General features: G+C 67.1%; 13 protein-coding genes and 1 tRNA gene. 6 read left to right on the top strand and 8 right to left on the bottom strand.

Features of this window, described 5'->3' with window-relative positions:
* The first annotated feature begins 1,001 nt into the window (after positions 1-1,001).
* From AMA02S_RS01670 to AMA02S_RS01655, 4 genes are all read left to right on the top strand, one after another.
* The gene (locus tag AMA02S_RS01670) at positions 1,002-1,499 is read left to right on the top strand and encodes a pyridoxamine 5'-phosphate oxidase family protein (RefSeq protein WP_067450420.1); all 498 of its coding nucleotides are present in this window, start codon (positions 1,002-1,004) and stop codon (positions 1,497-1,499) included.
* Positions 1,500-1,529: 30 nt separating this feature from the next.
* Entirely contained in the window at positions 1,530-1,937 is a 408-nt protein-coding gene (locus AMA02S_RS01665) for a YciI family protein (protein ID WP_067450417.1), read from the top strand.
* Positions 1,934-3,079 carry an RNA polymerase sigma factor gene (locus AMA02S_RS01660; RefSeq protein ID WP_067450414.1) on the top strand — a complete coding sequence of 382 codons (1,146 nt, stop codon included), beginning with the start codon at positions 1,934-1,936 and terminating at the stop codon, positions 3,077-3,079. Before AMA02S_RS01665 ends, AMA02S_RS01660 begins: the two co-directional genes overlap by 4 nt.
* A 185-nt stretch (positions 3,080-3,264) precedes the next feature.
* A complete protein-coding gene (locus tag AMA02S_RS01655) occupies positions 3,265-3,861 on the top strand; it encodes a TetR/AcrR family transcriptional regulator (RefSeq protein ID WP_067450411.1) in 597 nt (198 codons plus the stop codon).
* A gap of 169 nt (positions 3,862-4,030) precedes the next feature.
* On the opposite strand, the gene AMA02S_RS01650 is transcribed toward AMA02S_RS01655, so the two are convergent.
* The 5 genes from AMA02S_RS01650 to AMA02S_RS01630 all read right to left on the bottom strand — a co-directional run bounded on the left by AMA02S_RS01650 (position 4,031) and on the right by AMA02S_RS01630 (position 8,093).
* Entirely contained in the window at positions 4,031-4,762 is a 732-nt protein-coding gene (locus AMA02S_RS01650) for a hypothetical protein (protein WP_245667305.1), read from the bottom strand.
* Positions 4,763-4,999: 237 nt separating this feature from the next.
* Positions 5,000-6,172, bottom strand: coding sequence for an HNH endonuclease signature motif containing protein (locus tag AMA02S_RS43215; protein WP_174550923.1), 1,173 nt, complete (start codon positions 6,170-6,172; stop codon positions 5,000-5,002).
* Positions 6,173-6,436: 264 nt separating this feature from the next.
* Positions 6,437-6,510: transfer RNA gene (locus AMA02S_RS01640), tRNA-Pro, on the bottom strand.
* A gap of 48 nt (positions 6,511-6,558) precedes the next feature.
* Positions 6,559-7,197, bottom strand: coding sequence for a class I SAM-dependent methyltransferase (locus AMA02S_RS01635; protein ID WP_067450403.1), 639 nt, complete (start codon positions 7,195-7,197; stop codon positions 6,559-6,561).
* Positions 7,197-8,093: a metallophosphoesterase gene (locus tag AMA02S_RS01630; RefSeq protein WP_067450400.1), complete on the bottom strand. Its 897-nt coding sequence runs from the start codon at positions 8,091-8,093 to the stop codon at positions 7,197-7,199. The genes AMA02S_RS01635 and AMA02S_RS01630 overlap by 1 nt, the downstream gene beginning before the upstream one ends.
* Before the next feature lie 93 nt (positions 8,094-8,186).
* Between AMA02S_RS01630 and AMA02S_RS01625 the strand changes: the two genes are divergently transcribed.
* A complete protein-coding gene (locus AMA02S_RS01625) occupies positions 8,187-8,642 on the top strand; it encodes a GatB/YqeY domain-containing protein (protein ID WP_067450396.1) in 456 nt (151 codons plus the stop codon).
* A gap of 147 nt (positions 8,643-8,789) precedes the next feature.
* Here AMA02S_RS01625 and AMA02S_RS01620 read toward each other — a convergent pair whose 3' ends face one another.
* On the bottom strand, positions 8,790-11,114 hold the full coding sequence (locus AMA02S_RS01620) for a penicillin-binding protein (protein WP_084264425.1): 2,325 nt from the start codon (positions 11,112-11,114) through the stop codon (positions 8,790-8,792).
* A gap of 314 nt (positions 11,115-11,428) precedes the next feature.
* On the opposite strand from AMA02S_RS01620, the gene AMA02S_RS01615 reads away from it, so the two are divergent.
* Entirely contained in the window at positions 11,429-11,740 is a 312-nt protein-coding gene (locus tag AMA02S_RS01615) for a WhiB family transcriptional regulator (protein WP_067450393.1), read from the top strand.
* Positions 11,741-12,374: 634 nt separating this feature from the next.
* Here AMA02S_RS01615 and bagB read toward each other — a convergent pair.
* Positions 12,375-13,532 (bottom strand): ATPase BagB, encoded by a 1,158-nt coding sequence (gene bagB / locus AMA02S_RS01610; protein ID WP_067450390.1) that lies wholly within the window; start codon positions 13,530-13,532, stop codon positions 12,375-12,377.
* A 142-nt stretch (positions 13,533-13,674) separates the two neighbouring features.
* Positions 13,675-14,670, bottom strand: a complete 996-nt coding sequence (gene bagA / locus AMA02S_RS01605; RefSeq protein ID WP_084264502.1) for an ATPase BagA — start codon at positions 14,668-14,670, stop codon at positions 13,675-13,677.
* Positions 14,671-14,692 lie beyond the last annotated feature (22 nt).

Raw genomic sequence — 14,692 nt, 5'->3', positions numbered from 1 at the left:
CCGGTCTACAAGGAGCCTTGGCGCGCGAGTCCACCCTGTACCCGGGCCGACCACCGCCCGCCCTCAAGCCCGAGACCAGTACCGGAGGTCGGGAAGGATCGTCTCGTCGACGGGTCCGGACACCCTGAACTCGGTGATCTTGACGAAGCTCGCCGTTTCGGGTGTCCGGAGGATCGCCACCGTGCGTTGATTTCCATCGAGCAGCAGCCTTCTGCGTCTCCCACCGTGTAGGCCGTGACGCAGACGTCGATCGGGGCGGACCGATCGCGTGTCCGGAAGTGCCGCATAATGTCGTCGATCTTCGCTCGGTAGTGCGCGGAGACGGGAGCGCTACCGTCGCTCAACTCGGCCAGGCCCCATGGGCGCCCGGCCGGATGATCCCATCCCACCTCGCTGCCGTCGCCCGCCCCGGACGGCCACAGCAAGCTGGAGCTGACGAAGCACCACACCCTGACGGCGGTCAGCGCCGAACCGGGGAACCCGCCACCCGACGCGCTGGGCCTGCATCGTGCCATGTTTCGCCGTCGACGACATCGACGTCGTCGCCCGCCTGCGCCCACGGCGCCGACCTCCTCGGCGAGCCGGCTCGGTACGGGGACAGCAACCGGCTCTGTTCCCTCCACGCCCCCGAGAGGAGCACCGTCCTGTCGGGCGAGCTGGTCGGCTAACGGTCCGTCGCGGGCGACCTGCCCCTGTTCCGCAAGGCCGTGCAAGAAGGAACACCGCACCCGTCCGGCGGAGCGGGCGGACGTGGCGCCTCCTGAGGTGGACCGCGGGAACCACCAGGTGATCGGCCTGCGAGCCCACGAGGCGCCATGGATGCCGTCTGGGCAAAGTACGGGCTGGGCCGCCTCGGGAGGGGGCCGCCACACCCTGCGGTGAGACGGCCGGAACCAAGTCGTGGAAATCGGGGCGTCGCGGATGTCGAGAATGCGGCGTCGGCTTCGTCCCTGGGGTACGAGTTGGCCACGACGGCCACATGAACCAGGAGGAGGCCGACCGTGCAACCGGATGAGATCGCGGAGGTGCTGAACCGTCCGATCAGCCAGGAACTGCTAGCCCGGGACGTGACCCGTCTGGCCTACGTCGCCAAGGACGGGACGCCGCGTTCGATCCCGATCGCGTTCACCTGGAACGGCTCCGGGATCGTCATGTGCACCTCGAAGAACGCCCCGAAACTTCCTGCTCTGCGGCACAACCCGGCGGTGGCCCTGACGATCGACACCGAGGTGCATCCGCCGAAGATCCTGCTGATCCGCGGTCAGGCGGAGCTGGAGGTCGTCGACGGTATCCCGGACGAATACCTCCAGATGAACGGCAGCTACGAGATGACGGCCGAGCAACGGGTCCACTGGGAGGCCGAGGTCCGTTCGCTCTACGACGGCATGGTCCGGATCACCGTGATCCCGACCTGGGCGAAACTGATTGACTTCGACACGACCCTCCCCAGCGCGGTCGAGGAACTGATCCGGCAACGAGCCGAACGTCAGCGCAGCTGACCGAGTATCTACGAAACAAGGAGAACCGCCATGAAGTACCTGCTGCTGAAGCACTACCGGGGTGGCCCGGCCCCGGCTGTCGACTTCGGGTCGATGGACCAGTGGACGCCGGAAGAGGTCGACGCGCACGTGCAGTTCATGCGTGACTTCGCGGCCCGTCTGGAGGAGACGGGTGAGTTCGTCGAGACCCAGGCACTGGCGCCCGAAGGGACGTTTGTCCGATACGACGGGGAGGGCCGCCCGCCCGTGACCGATGGTCCGTTCGCCGAGACCAAGGACCTCATCGCCGGCTGGTACGTCATCGACGTGGAGTCCTGGGATCGCGCGGTCGAACTGGCCGCGGAGTTGTCGGCCGCTCCCGGCGCCGGCGGCAAGCCCGTCCACGAGTGGCTTGAGGTCCGGCCGTTCTACGGCGAGTCGCCCACGGTCACGGAGTGAACCAATCGCTACTGCGGGAGCTGGTGCCTGCGGTGATCGGTGTCCTCGTCCGGCGCGGAGCCGACTTCGCGTCGGCCGAGGACGCCGTGCAGGAGGCCCTGATCCGGGCGCTGGACACCTGGCCGGACGACCCACCGCGCGATCCGAAGGCATGGCTCGTCGCGGCCGCATGGCGCAAGTTCCTCGACGCCACCCGCGCCGAGACGTCGCGGCGAGGGCGGGAACTCGCCGTCCAGATCGAGCCTCCTGCCGGTCCGGCGCCGGCCACCGACGACACGCTGCGGTTGTACTTCCTGTGTGCGCATCCCGCCATACCGCCGGCCTCGGCCGTCGCCTTGACGTTGCGCGCGGTCGGTGGCCTGACCACTCGGCAGATCGCGGCGGCCTACCTGGTCCCCGAGGCGACGATGGCGCAGCGGATCAGCCGGGCCAAACGCCGTCTCGCGGGGCAGCCGCTCGACCGGCCCGGCGATCTGGGGACGGTGCTGCGCGTGCTCTACCTGGTCTTCAACGAGGGGTACGGCGGAGATCTCGACCTCGCGGCCGAGGCGATCCGCCTCACCCGCCAACTCGCCGCGTTGACCGACGAGCCCGAGGTCGCGGGACTGCTCGCGCTCATGTTGCTGCACCATGCGCGCCGCGCCTCCCGCACAGGCCTGGGAAATCGCCTGATACCGCTGGGTGAACAGGACCGGTCGCGTTGGGACACCGGCCTGATCACCCAAGGGGTGGCGATCCTGCAAGCGGCGCTGGCCCGCGACCGGCTGGGCGAATACCAGGCACAGGCCGCGATCGCCGCCCTGCACGCCGACGCCCCGACCGCCGCCGAGACCGACTGGACGCAGATCGTGGAGTGGTACGACGAACTGTTGGCCCTCACCGACAGCCCGGTGGTACGGCTCAACCGCGCCGTAGCGGTCGGGGAGGCCGACGGACCAAGGGCCGGCCTGGCGGCGCTGGCCCACGTGAGCCCCGACCTGCCCCGCTACACCGCGGCCACGGCCTACCTGCACGAACGCGCCGGCGACCTCGAACGCGCCGCCGAACTGTATGCCGAAGCCTCCCGCGCCGCCACCAGCCTGCCCGAGCGCGACCACCTCACCCGAGAGGCCGCACGGATCCGGCAACTTCTGCGTCCCTGAGCGTGGCATCGTCAGCTCCGTCTCGCGGCCGACTGCCCACCGGGTGACAGGGCTTGACGTGTCCGTCCGGACAGTCCGTAGCGGCCCGTATTTACTCCTCCTTGGTCTTCAGTCGGCGATGGAGGGATAGAGGACAGTAGGGACCTGACTGAGGCAACGGAAGACTGTTCGGGTGTGATTATTTCATGACTCCCAGGTTCGATATTGACGAGAGAATTCTGGACGCAGCAGAAAAGCTCTTCTCCCAGATCGGCTATGATCTGACGACCGTAAAAATGATCAGCGAGGTCGCCGAAGTGGACCTCGCCGTCCTTGGGCAGACCGAGAAGGAGCAGATCTATCGGCAGGTGTTCGCGAGGCTGCACCACATCGAGACAACGCAGATCGTTGCGGCGATCAAGAAGAGTTCCAACTCGATCGAAGGAATCCACAGTGCGGTGGACGCATTCTTGGATTTCATCGTGGCGCACCCGGAGCTGCCTGCATTGTGGGACCAGCGAGGCCTCGGAGATGCTGCCGACATACACCTCTCTCCACGAGACTACCCTGCGCCATTGATGAAGATCTTGACAACAAATCCGTGGGAGGGGATCGCCGCCGACCTGGATCTACGAATGTTGGCATGGATCATCATCTGGGGTGCCGGCAGGTTTGCGCACAACGGCTTCGTTGACGAGGACGAACAGCGTGTCTTCCCCGACAACCCCGACGCCCTTCGGCGCTTTAGAAATCAAATACACGAAATCGTTGACGCTCTCAATAAAATGGATACCTCTCAGTGAAGCAATCCCCCTGTAAGGCTTGTGCCGCCGCCGAGGGTTACCTGCGCACTCTTCCCGATGGCGCCGAGACCGCCCTAGAAGCGCACGCCAAAACCCGTAACCGCTAAAGCGCTCGATAGAGGGGCGAAGCTGTAACGAGGGCCGGCTACCCGGTCCTCCTAGCTGTCCGTCAGCTCTGCCACGCCGTCGGGGGTGGGCCGAATGCGCGACGACCGGCCCTGACAGCCAGGGTGGCCATGGCAGCGTTGGCGCCACCACCGATCACAGCCCCGATACCGAAAGGTGCCACTCGACCGAGAACGATGATTCCCTGCTTGGTCCCGTACTTGGTGACGAAGTTTTTCCCCAAGATCTTGTTGATCTGACGCAACGTCTCGACCGGCACCTTGGAGACGACCTGACGTCCCCAGTGTTGCCCCGTACGCTCGGCGACCTTGGAGATGGTGGCGGAGCCCGACCCGCCGAGCATGATGCCCATCACGATCGTTCGGCGGCGCTCGAGCTCGTCGATGGGGACTCCGTGGACTTCGGCGATCGAGAGAGCGAAGAGGGCACTCAGCTCAAGGGTTGAGAGAGTCTCGCCTGCCGACAGTGCCAGTGCGACTCCCGTGCCGACTCCAGGCGCGGCTGCAGTCCCTCCAACGGCAGCACCCGTTCCGGTCAAGGCGCTGATGTACATCCGCTCCAGATTGCGGATTACCTCTGCTGGTGTCGCCTCTGGGTTCCGCCGGCGAGCCCGGGCGATGTTCTTGCGCACCAATGGGCTCTGAACTTCGATGGCCTTGTCCAGGAGGCCAAGGATTCGCTGCCCATGCCCGGCTGATGCCGGAACCGGTCCGTCGAGAGCCCCTGTTGCCATGCCTTGAACTCCTTCGGCCATCACGTCCAACTGGGTGCCCACTCAAGCAGCCGAGCAAGGCTTTTGCCAGATGGACCAGGCCGTCAGCCGGAAGAAGGGCCGAAGGCGGCCAGCCCCTCGACCATGATGCCGACCTTTCCAAGGAGCGATCTGGGAACAAGAGCCTCGCTCGAAGGTCGAAGGTTCGTGACAGGGGTGTAGGCCTGATCGGCGGCCCCGTGGCTTGGTGGTGAACAGTTTGCTGACGGTCGCTTCGAATTTGGAGGCCGGCCCGGCAACTCAGGTGCGCGACAACCAAGCGCTGTGTCTCGATCGGGCTTCCAGCCGGAGGAGTTCTGTAAGCTGCTCAGCCGTTCGCCCTCTGGTTTTGATGGCGTGGCAGTTTGGACAGAGAGCAATCATTTGGATCGGGTGGTCACGGCCCCAGATCGCCCGGCCCTGGACATGATCGACCTCGAGAATCGGACCGCCGTTCTTGGTGACGTCTTGCGGCTGACCAGTGCAGGTCGGATTTTCGCAGCGTCCGGCACTTCGAACCAAGACGGCCTTGACTGCGGCTGGCGAGCGTACGGGCTGGTCGCGGGCAGTGTGCCTCATGCGATCGTGGTCGCCACGTGCCTCGGCAGCCTCGATCTCTCCACAGAGGCGCAGGTACGTCTCCAGTGCACTCGTTCCGTGAGGACGCGTCATATTAGTGTCGTCTGCTCGGCGCAGGCCGACTTCCTTCAGCAGTCCGTCAGGGATCCTGCCGTCGAAGAAGAGTCCGTCGAGTGTGTCGACGGCTTCTGCGCGCGTGGAGGGGTCGGATACGACGAGCTCGTAGGCCCAGGCGGTAAGGCCGAATGATGGATGCTGCTCTTCAAGCCAGCTGATCGGTTTGCCGTGTGCTGCTGGGACCGGCCCAACATGGCCTCGTAGTTCCCACAGGTTCGTGCGAGCGAGTGCGATAAGGGGGAACTCCGGCGTCGCCTTCGAGCTGGGCTGGCCGTACTCGCGCATGAGACTGCGTAGCTCAGGGTGGGCGTCTTCCCAGGTAACCAGTCGCGGACGGTGGTGGGCCGCCCGCCCCAGAGCCCAAAGAAGGGTTATGGGCTGGTGTCGAGCGGGGCCGTCCGGGGTGTTGGCGACGCGTAGCGTTCCGAGAAGGGCAAGGAGACGTTGCTGAGGCAAGGGCGGCTCGTCAGTGACCACCTTGAAGTCCAAGTGTTCGAGGAGTCGACCGACCGTTCGTTGCCCACCAGAGAACTGACCGGCAGCTAGAGGACGCCCTGTCACGTAGCGGTATGCCACCCCGATGATGGCCTTGGAGTCGTAGTGGACACCGTCGTGATAGAGGAAGTATTGGCGGGCTCGCTCGAAGCCGTATCGCTCAAGGAAGCGGTCGCGGCCGACGTGATCACACTCGGCCATCGCGTCCAAGACCGCCTCGCGTGTGATCGGCGACAGATCCATACGGGCATGTTATGACCGATATGACTAGTGTCGGGCATTGATCCGCCTTTGGCTTCCCTGAAGCCCAGCAGCATTCAGCTGGGTTCGTCCGGGTTCCTTTGCAGCCGGGACGTGATCCATGGTCGTCGGGCTCCTGTGTGGGAGGGCGTCGCCCTCGCCACTGATGCCGTCGGCGCGATCTGAGGTGTAGCCGTTGCTGTATTTCACTGCTGTACGGCCACGAAAAAGCCCCCTCCCATGATCGGAAGGGGGCTTTCGCCAGCGTCGGGGTGGCGGGATTTGAACCCACGACCTCTTCGTCCCGAACGAAGCGCGCTGCCAAGCTGCGCTACACCCCGGTGGTGGCTGCCCGGGAGTCGTACGTGCCTCCCGGCGCCTAGACCACCTTAGCGGATGGTCGGGGGTGGTGCGTCCTCATTATCGGCCGGCTTGCGGGCGGTGAAGCCGGTCACGGCGCCGCTCGGGGTGAGGTGGACGTCGGTGAGGCCGGCGGACGTGAGCCAGCGGCGCAGGTCGGATCTGGTGCCGGTGGGGCCGAAGAGGTTGAGGCGCCGCAGGGCGGTGATCACGCGGTCGCGTCCGGCGCCTCGGACGATGGTGGTGCCGCGGAGGGTGCCGCCGGGGCGCAGGACGCGGGAGAGCTCGCGGATCGCGTTCTCGGGGTCTGGGAGGCAGTGGAGGCCGTTGTAGGTGACGCAGAGGTCGAAGGTGGACGAGGGGAAGGGGAGCTTGTTGATGTCCGTCTGGACGAGGGCGGCGCCACGGCCCCGGGCTCGGTCGAGCATGGTGCGGGAGAGATCGGCGGCCACGTGGCGGGGGTTGTCCTGGATGGCTATACCGCCACCGCAGGGGATGTCGAGGGTGAGGGCGTCGGGGTCCTGTGCCTCGATGTTCTGTCGGAGGTGGCTGATGTCATAGCCCCAGAGCAGGCGGGCGCCGATGTGGGAGATGGGGCCGTTCTGGACGGCGTAGTCGTACATCGCCGCTGGAAGACGGTCGGTCTTCCAGCGTTCGCGGAGATCCATCAGCGGGGGACGAGGGTGAGGAGGGATGCCTCGGGCGGGCAGCAGAAGCGCATGGGGGCCATCGGGGACGTGCCGAGGCCCGCGGAGACGTGCAGCCAGGAGCCCTGGTGCCGGTGGAGGCCCTTGACGCGGGGACGGTCGATGCCGCAGTTCGTGGCGAGGGCGCCGTAGAAGGGGACACAGACCTGGCCGCCATGGGTATGGCCGGCGAGGAGGAGGTCGTAGCCGTCGGCGGCGAAGCGGTCCAGGTTGCGGGGCTCTGGGGAGTGCATGACCCCCAGGTGGACGTCGGCCTGGGGGTCGACCGGGCCTGCGACCTTGTCGTAGCGGTCGCGGTTGATGTGGGAGTCGTCGATGCCGCCGAACTCGACGTCGAGTTCGCCCACTTTGAGGCGGCCGATGCGGTTGTCGAGGTCGAGCCAGCCGGCGGCCTGGAGGGACGAACCGAGCTCGCGGTACGGAAGGTCGGGTTCGCGGGGGTTGCGCTTGTAGTCGGACTTGCTCGTCCGCCAGATGTAGCGGAGGGGGTTCTTGAAGACGGGCGAGTAAAGGTCGTTGGACCCGTACACGAAGACGCCCGGACGGTCGAGGAGCGGGCCCAGCGCCTCCAGGAAGGGGCCGATCGCGTCGCGGTGCGAGATGGAGTCGCCGGTGTTCACCACCAGATCGGGTTCCAGCGCGTCCAGGGATCGGACCCAGCGGATCAGGCGTGCGCGGCCGGGCGTCAGGTGTGCGTCGGAGATGTGAAGGATCTTCACCGATGGACGGCCGGGCGGCAGCACCGGCACATCGAAGCGGCGGAGGCGGAACCAGTTCCGCTCGATCACCGAGGCGTACCCGAAGGTCGCGGCGCCCGCGCCCAGGAGGCCCAGGGGCACGGCGTAGATCTTTCGCACGGTTCTCCCTTCCCAGGACTCCATGCTTCCAGACACGGGCACCCCACGGTAATGCTGATGAGGCAAGTGGGCTGGGACGGGCATGATGTGACCATGAGTGCCCTGAAGGCGAGACTGGAGACCGATCTGTCGGTCGCGATGAAGGCCCGCGACGAGGTGCGCACCCGCACCCTGCGGATGGCCCTCACCGCGGTGAAGAACGAGGAGGTCGCGGGCAGGCAAGCGCGCGAGCTCTCGGACGACGAGGTCGTCAAGGTGCTCACCCGGGAGGCGAAGAAGCGCCGGGAGGCCGCCACGGCGTTCGGTGACGCGGGACGGGCGGAGCAGGCGCAGGCGGAGCGGGACGAGGGCGCCGTCCTGGAGGAGTACCTGCCGGCGCAGCTGGGCGATGAGGAACTGACCGCGCTGGTGGCGGACGCGATCGCCGCCTCGGGTGCCGCGGGTCCGCGTGCGATGGGCCAGGTCATGAAGGTCGTCAACCCGAAGGTCGCAGGACGTGCCGAGGGCGGACGCGTCGCGGCGGAGGTCAAGCGCCAACTCGCCACCTGATCGTCTTTCCGTGCGGGTGCGTCCGGCCGAGTGTCGGACCGTAGGGCAGCCGAAAAGAGCCCCCTCGGCTTGGTGACTGCGCGGTTCCGCTCTTCATCGACATGACCCCTGGAACGGAGAAGGGCCCGGCAGATGCCGGGCCCTTCTTCAGTTCTCCCAGGGAGGCCAGCCGTCGCCCGGCCGACCCTGCCCGCCGTCCTTCTTGCGGCCGGAGCTCACGTAGAGGATGACGGTGGTTCCCGGCGGGACCTCGGTGCCGGCGTCCGGCGAGGTGGAGACCACCGTGCCCTTCGGCTGGTCGGAGTCGACGGAACCGGAGGCGACCTTGACCTTGAGGTCGGCGTCCCTGAGCTTGGCGCTCGCGGCGGCGACCGTGTCGCCCTTGAGCTTCGGGACGGGGGTGGTGTCACCGAAGTCGCGGGACGGGGTGTTGAAGCTCGGCGCGGGCGTCCCGGCCAGCGCGTTGCGCATGCTCTGCTGCCACATTCCGCCGGGGATGTCAGCGCCGTAGACGCCGTAGACCTTGTACTGCCAGGGACCGCGGAAGTCCCAGTAGGCGGTGGCGGCGGCGAGGGTCGGGGTGAAGCCGGCGAAGACCGCGCAGGTGAACTCCTCGCAGGTGCCGGTCTTCCCGGCGGCCGGACGCCCGATGCCGCGGCCCGCCGCGGTGCCCTTGGTGAGGACGCCCTGGAGGATCGAGTTCACCTTGTCCGCGACCGCCTCGTCCACTGCCTGGTGACAGTCCTGTTTGGGCAGCTTGACCTTCTTGCCGTCAGAGTCGATCACCTCGGTCACCGAGAGCGGCGCGCAGTACCTGCCGCGGGCGGCGAAGCCGGCGTAGGCGGCGGCGAGGTGCACCATGTCGATGTCGTTGGTGCCGAGGACCTGGGACGGGGCCGGGTACAGGGCGTTGCCGTTGCCCTGCTTCATGCCGAACTTCTCGGCCATCTTGACGGCGTTGCAGACGCCGACGCGCTTCTCCAGCTGGGCATAGAAGGTGTTGACCGAGTGCCAGGTCGCCGACTTGAGGTTGAAGTTGCCGGCCTCGCTGTCGCCTGCGTTGGACAACGTCCAGTTGCCGCCGCCGGCCATGTCGTTGTCGTACTTCTTGCCCTGGTAGTTCCCGGTGTACTTGCAGGGCGCGAAGCCGTTGACGCTCGTCGTCTGCGGGGAGTTGATGGTGGTGCTGACCTGGATGCCCTGGTTGAGCGCCGCCGCCAGCGTGAAGACCTTGAACGTCGACCCCGCCGACACTCCGTTGCCGCCGCCGTGCAGGGCGTCCGCCGGAAGGTTGATGGTGGTGCGGCCCTTGCCCGCGCCGAACCGCTTGCTCAGTCCGATGGCGCGGACCTTGCCCGTGCCGGGCTCGACCATCGCCTCGGCGCCGACGCGGTTGCCGCCCGGCGGGACGTGCCCGCGCAGGGACTGGTCGACCGCGCGCTGGTCGTCCATGTCCAGTGTGGTGCGGATCGTGTAGCCGCCGCGGTTGAGCTTGTTGACGACGTCCTGCCGCTGCTTGGGCTTCATCTCCCAGTACTTGCCGTTCGACAGGATGTTGAGCATGTCGTACTTCACGTACTCGCAGAAGTACGGCGCCTTGCTGGACTCACAACCGCCGACCGGGTCGGTGCGGTTCAGCAGGATCGGCTTGGCGGCCTCCTGGTCGGCCTGCGCCTTGGTGATGTGCTTGAGCTCCACCATCCGGTTCAGGACGGTGTCGCGCCGCTTCCGCGCGTCCTTCGGGTTCCGAATGGGGTCGTACGCGGTGGGGTTCTGGGTGATGCCCGCGAGCAGTGCGGCCTCGCCCAGGTTCAGCTTGGACGCCGGCTTGCTGAAGTAGCGCTTGGACGCGGCCTGCACGCCGTAGGCGCCGGCGCTGAAGTAGGCCACATTCATGTAGCCCTCAAGGATCTGGTCCTTGGTCAAGCGCTGCTCGATGTCGAGCGCGTAGCGCAGCTCGCGGAGCTTGCGGGCGACGGTCGGCGCGGTGACCTCGCGGTACTCCTCCTGCGTCTTGGCGCTGTCGACCAGGAGGTTCTTCACGTACTGCTGCGTCAGAGTCGAGCCGCCCTGCGTCTGGTCGGACTCGACGTTGGACGCCAGCGCGCGGATGGTGCCCTTGAGGTCGAGCGCGCCGTGCTCGTAGAAACGCGAGTCCTCGATGTCGACCATCGCCGTCCGCATGATGGGGGCGACCTGGTCGAGGCGGACGGACTCGCGGTACTTGTCGAAGAACGTGGCGACCGGCTTGCCCGCGGCGTCGTACATCACCGTCTTCTCGGACGGTGGTGTCGTCCTGAGCTGACTGTCCATGTCCTCGAAGTTGTTCGCGGCGTCGCGGGCGGTCAGTCCCGCGCTGCCGACGCCGGGCAACGCGATGAACGCGACCAGGACGCCCGCGACGACGCCCGCTCCCAGCAGCCGGACCAGCGTGGAGAGGGCCTTACCTCGATCTGTTTTCGCATCGGGCACGGGATCTAGAGTACGCGGGACGACCAGTGCAATCGGGACAGGTCCCCCCTGGTCGCATCGATCGGCGCCGGTCCGTCCGTTCTGTCCCCGTCGTGACAACCTGCGCCATGTCTGGCGCGTCAACTACAGGTAACTAGTCCGTTCCGGCGGTATGGCCCCGGTGGGCTATATCGAGAATGGGCCCATCGGGGACTGTTGAATCGTCCCTCGCTTCCGTAAGTTCTTCCCCACGGCTTTCGTTTGGCGGCCTGACGTCCGCGCCCGTCCGGCCAAGGAGCGCAAATCGACACAGACCCTAGGGGAGTGGGGCCAAGATGTGGATCACGGATTGGACCGCCCGCGCCGCCTGCCGTAACGCGGATCCGGACGCCCTGTTCGTGCAGGGAGCGGCGCAGAACCGAGCCAAGCTCATCTGTCGCGGCTGCCCCGTGCGCACGGAGTGTCTCGCCGACGCCCTCGACAACAGGATCGAGTTCGGCGTGTGGGGCGGGATGACCGAGCGGGAGCGCCGCGCGCTCCTGCGTCGGCGGCCGGACGTGCAATCGTGGCGCGAGCTGCTGGAGACCGCGAAGGACGAGTACGAGCGGTCGGTGGATGTCGACGAGGAAGAGCTCGTCGCCAGCTGACCCGGTGAGGCGGTCGACCCGTCCGGTGGTCGAATCGTCCAGGTGGTCGGTTTTTACGGTGGTCAGGCCATGCAGTGTCGGCCTAGTCCGGGCTCCGCAGGTGGGGCCGGTCTGGTCGGCTGGTCGACCGTCTTGTTCGAGGTGGGACGTCCGGGCGTGGACATGCTCGGACGGTTCTCCCTGTCCGTGTGCCGCTGCCCAGGCAGCCGCCATGGTCAGGTCTGTCGGCTCCGTCCGGTCGAGATCGAATGCGGCCGGTACGGTCTGCGGAAACGCGGTCGCGGGCCTGCACCGTTCCAGGTGCGGGCCTGCCGCGGTGCCCGGACGATGTCGGTGCCGTTCCAGTGGCTTCGGCGTCCCCGGATCGTCGGACGACCATCGGCTCAACTGGGTATCACGGACAAATTGTCACATGACGGCACATTTCTTGGTCTGACGCCAAGGGCCTTTCCTGCGGCCGGTACTTTGGCGATCAGATGAACATCGTGGCCGTGTCGTGAAGTCTCACCCTGATCAGCGTCAGTGACGCGCATTATCGCAGGTCAACGCTTGACAAGGGTGCTTTGTAGGACTGTTTCGGTGGCATTGCGACGTTACGTGGCGACCGTGACCGGGGGTCTGACGGAACGTGAAATCAGGCGGCAGCGGTTGGGGCGGACGGAGCGGCCAGGTCCTCGCCTACCCGGCGTAGGCCCTCAAGGTCGTGGATGTCTTCGGCTTGCGCCGGCACGGCGGTGACCGGGACGGTCGGGTGCGTGGACGCGAAGTGGTCGCGGAGGCGTTGCTCGCGGGCGGCCAGCTGCATGCGGTCGGTGTGCAGGCGAAGCAGGGCGGCGGTCAGGATGTGCTCGCCGCGCTCCTCCAGTGTCTCGGCCGCGGCCTGGCTGCGGGCCGCGGACGGGCTTTCGGCCGCGGACTCGTGGACGCGGTTGACGACCAGCCCGGCGAGCGGCATGCGTTCCTCGGCGAGCCGTTCCACGAAGTAGGACGCCTCGCGCAGCGCGTCCGGCTCGGGAGCGGCCACGACGAGGAATGCGGTGCCGGGCGTCTGCAGCAACTTGAACGTCTTCTCGGCGCGCTCCCGGAACCCGCCGAACATCGTGTCGAAGGCCGCGACGAAGGTCTGCACGTCCCGGAGCAGCTGGACGCCGAGGATCTTGTTGATGACACCGGTGAACACGCCGAACCCGGCGCTGATGACCTTGACGCCGAAGCGGCCGCCGGTCTTGGCCGGTGCGGCGAGGATCTTCATGAAGCGGCCGTCGAGGAAACGGCCCATCCGTTCGGGTGCGTCCAGGAAGTCCAGCGCGTTCCTCGACGGCGGGGTGTCGACGATGATCAGGTCCCAGGCGCCGGAGCGGTGCAGCTGACCGAGCTTCTCCATGGCCATGTACTCCTGGGTGCCGGAAAGGCTGGAGGACAGCGACTGGTAGAAGGGGTTCGCGAGGATCTGCTTGGCCCGGTCCGGGTCGGCGTGCGCTTCGACGATCTCGTCGAAGGTGCGCTTCATGTCGAGCATCATCGCGTGTAGTTCGCCGTCGCCCTCGACGTCGATCTTGCGCGGGTTGTTGTCGAGTTCGGAGAGGCCCATCGACTGGGCGAGCCGGCGGGCGGGGTCCACCGTCAGGACGACCACGTCGCGTCCCCGCTCGGCGGCCCGGACACCGAGGGCGGCGGCGGTGGTGGTCTTGCCCACTCCGCCGGAGCCGCAGCACACGATGATCTTCGTGCGCGGATCGTCCAGCAGCGCGTCCACGTCCAGGACGGGCGGGGTCTTGCCGGTCGGGCTCATCGGATCGTTTCCCCCGTTCGGGACGCGGCTCCGGCAGGCGTGACCACCACGGAGGCCATGCGCCCGCGCGACGCCGACGGGTCGGCGACGCCGCCTGGCGGGCGGCCCCGTCGAGGGCGTCGGATCATCGGCTCGGAGCGTCTCATGCGGCACCTTGATCGCGGAGAGCGGCGGCCAGATCGTACAGGCCGGCGAGGTCCATGCCGTCGGAGAGGAGGGGCAGCGTGTAGCGGGGCCGGTCGATCGATTCCAGGCGTTCCTTCTCGCGACGTTGCAGGGCCGTGCGGCGAGCGTGCTCGACGGCCTCCGCGGCGAGGACGGCCGCGATGGGCTCGGCGTCGTGTTCGAGGCCGGCCGCCTTGACGCCGCGCAGGATCTCGTCGGTGTCCAGGGTGCCCGCGGCGGCAGCGGCGAGGTCGTCCTCGTCCAGGACGGGAGGATGCTCCATATTGACGATCACTCCGCCGATCGGCAGGCCGACCTCGGTGAGGTCATGTATGCCGTCCATCGTCTCCTGGACGGGCATCTCCTCCAGGAGCGTGACGAAATGCACGGCCGTCTCGGGGCTGCGCAACACCTTCATCACGGTGTCGGCATGGTTCCGGACCGGTCCAACCTTCGCGAGTCCGGATACTTCATCGTTGACGTTCAGGAACTTGGTGATGCGGCCGGTGGGCGGGGCGTCCATGACCACGGCGTCGTAGATGAAGGAGCCGTCCTTCTTCTTGCGCCGGACTGACTCGCTGGTCTTGCCGGTGAGGATCACGTCGCGCAGGCCCGGGGCGATGGTCGTCACGAAGTCGACGATGCCGAGCTTGGACATCGCTTTCCCGGCGCGCTTGAGGCTGTAGAACATTTCGAGGTACTCCATGAGCGCCTCTTCGGTGTCGACGGCCAGGGCGTAGACGTCCCCGCCGTCCGGTGCGACGGCCACCCGGCGCTCCTCGTAGGGCAGGGGTGGACAGTCGAAGAGCTGGGCGATGCCCTGCCGCCCTTCGACCTCGACCAGCAGGACCTTGCGGCCGCCGGCGGCCAGGGCCAGGGCGAGTGCGGCAGCGACGGTCGTCTTGCCGGTGCCGCCCTTGCCGGTGACCACGTGCAGGCGCACGCCGTCCCAGTCGATGTCTCTCGCGCTCACCTGATCGACCATATCGTTCACT

Source organism: Actinomadura macra NBRC 14102 (assembly GCF_001552215.1).
Classification (GTDB): Bacteria; Actinomycetota; Actinomycetes; order Streptosporangiales; family Streptosporangiaceae; genus Spirillospora; species Spirillospora macra.
Note: the sequence above shows the minus strand (reverse complement) of the source record. Positions and strands in the feature narration are given on the sequence as shown.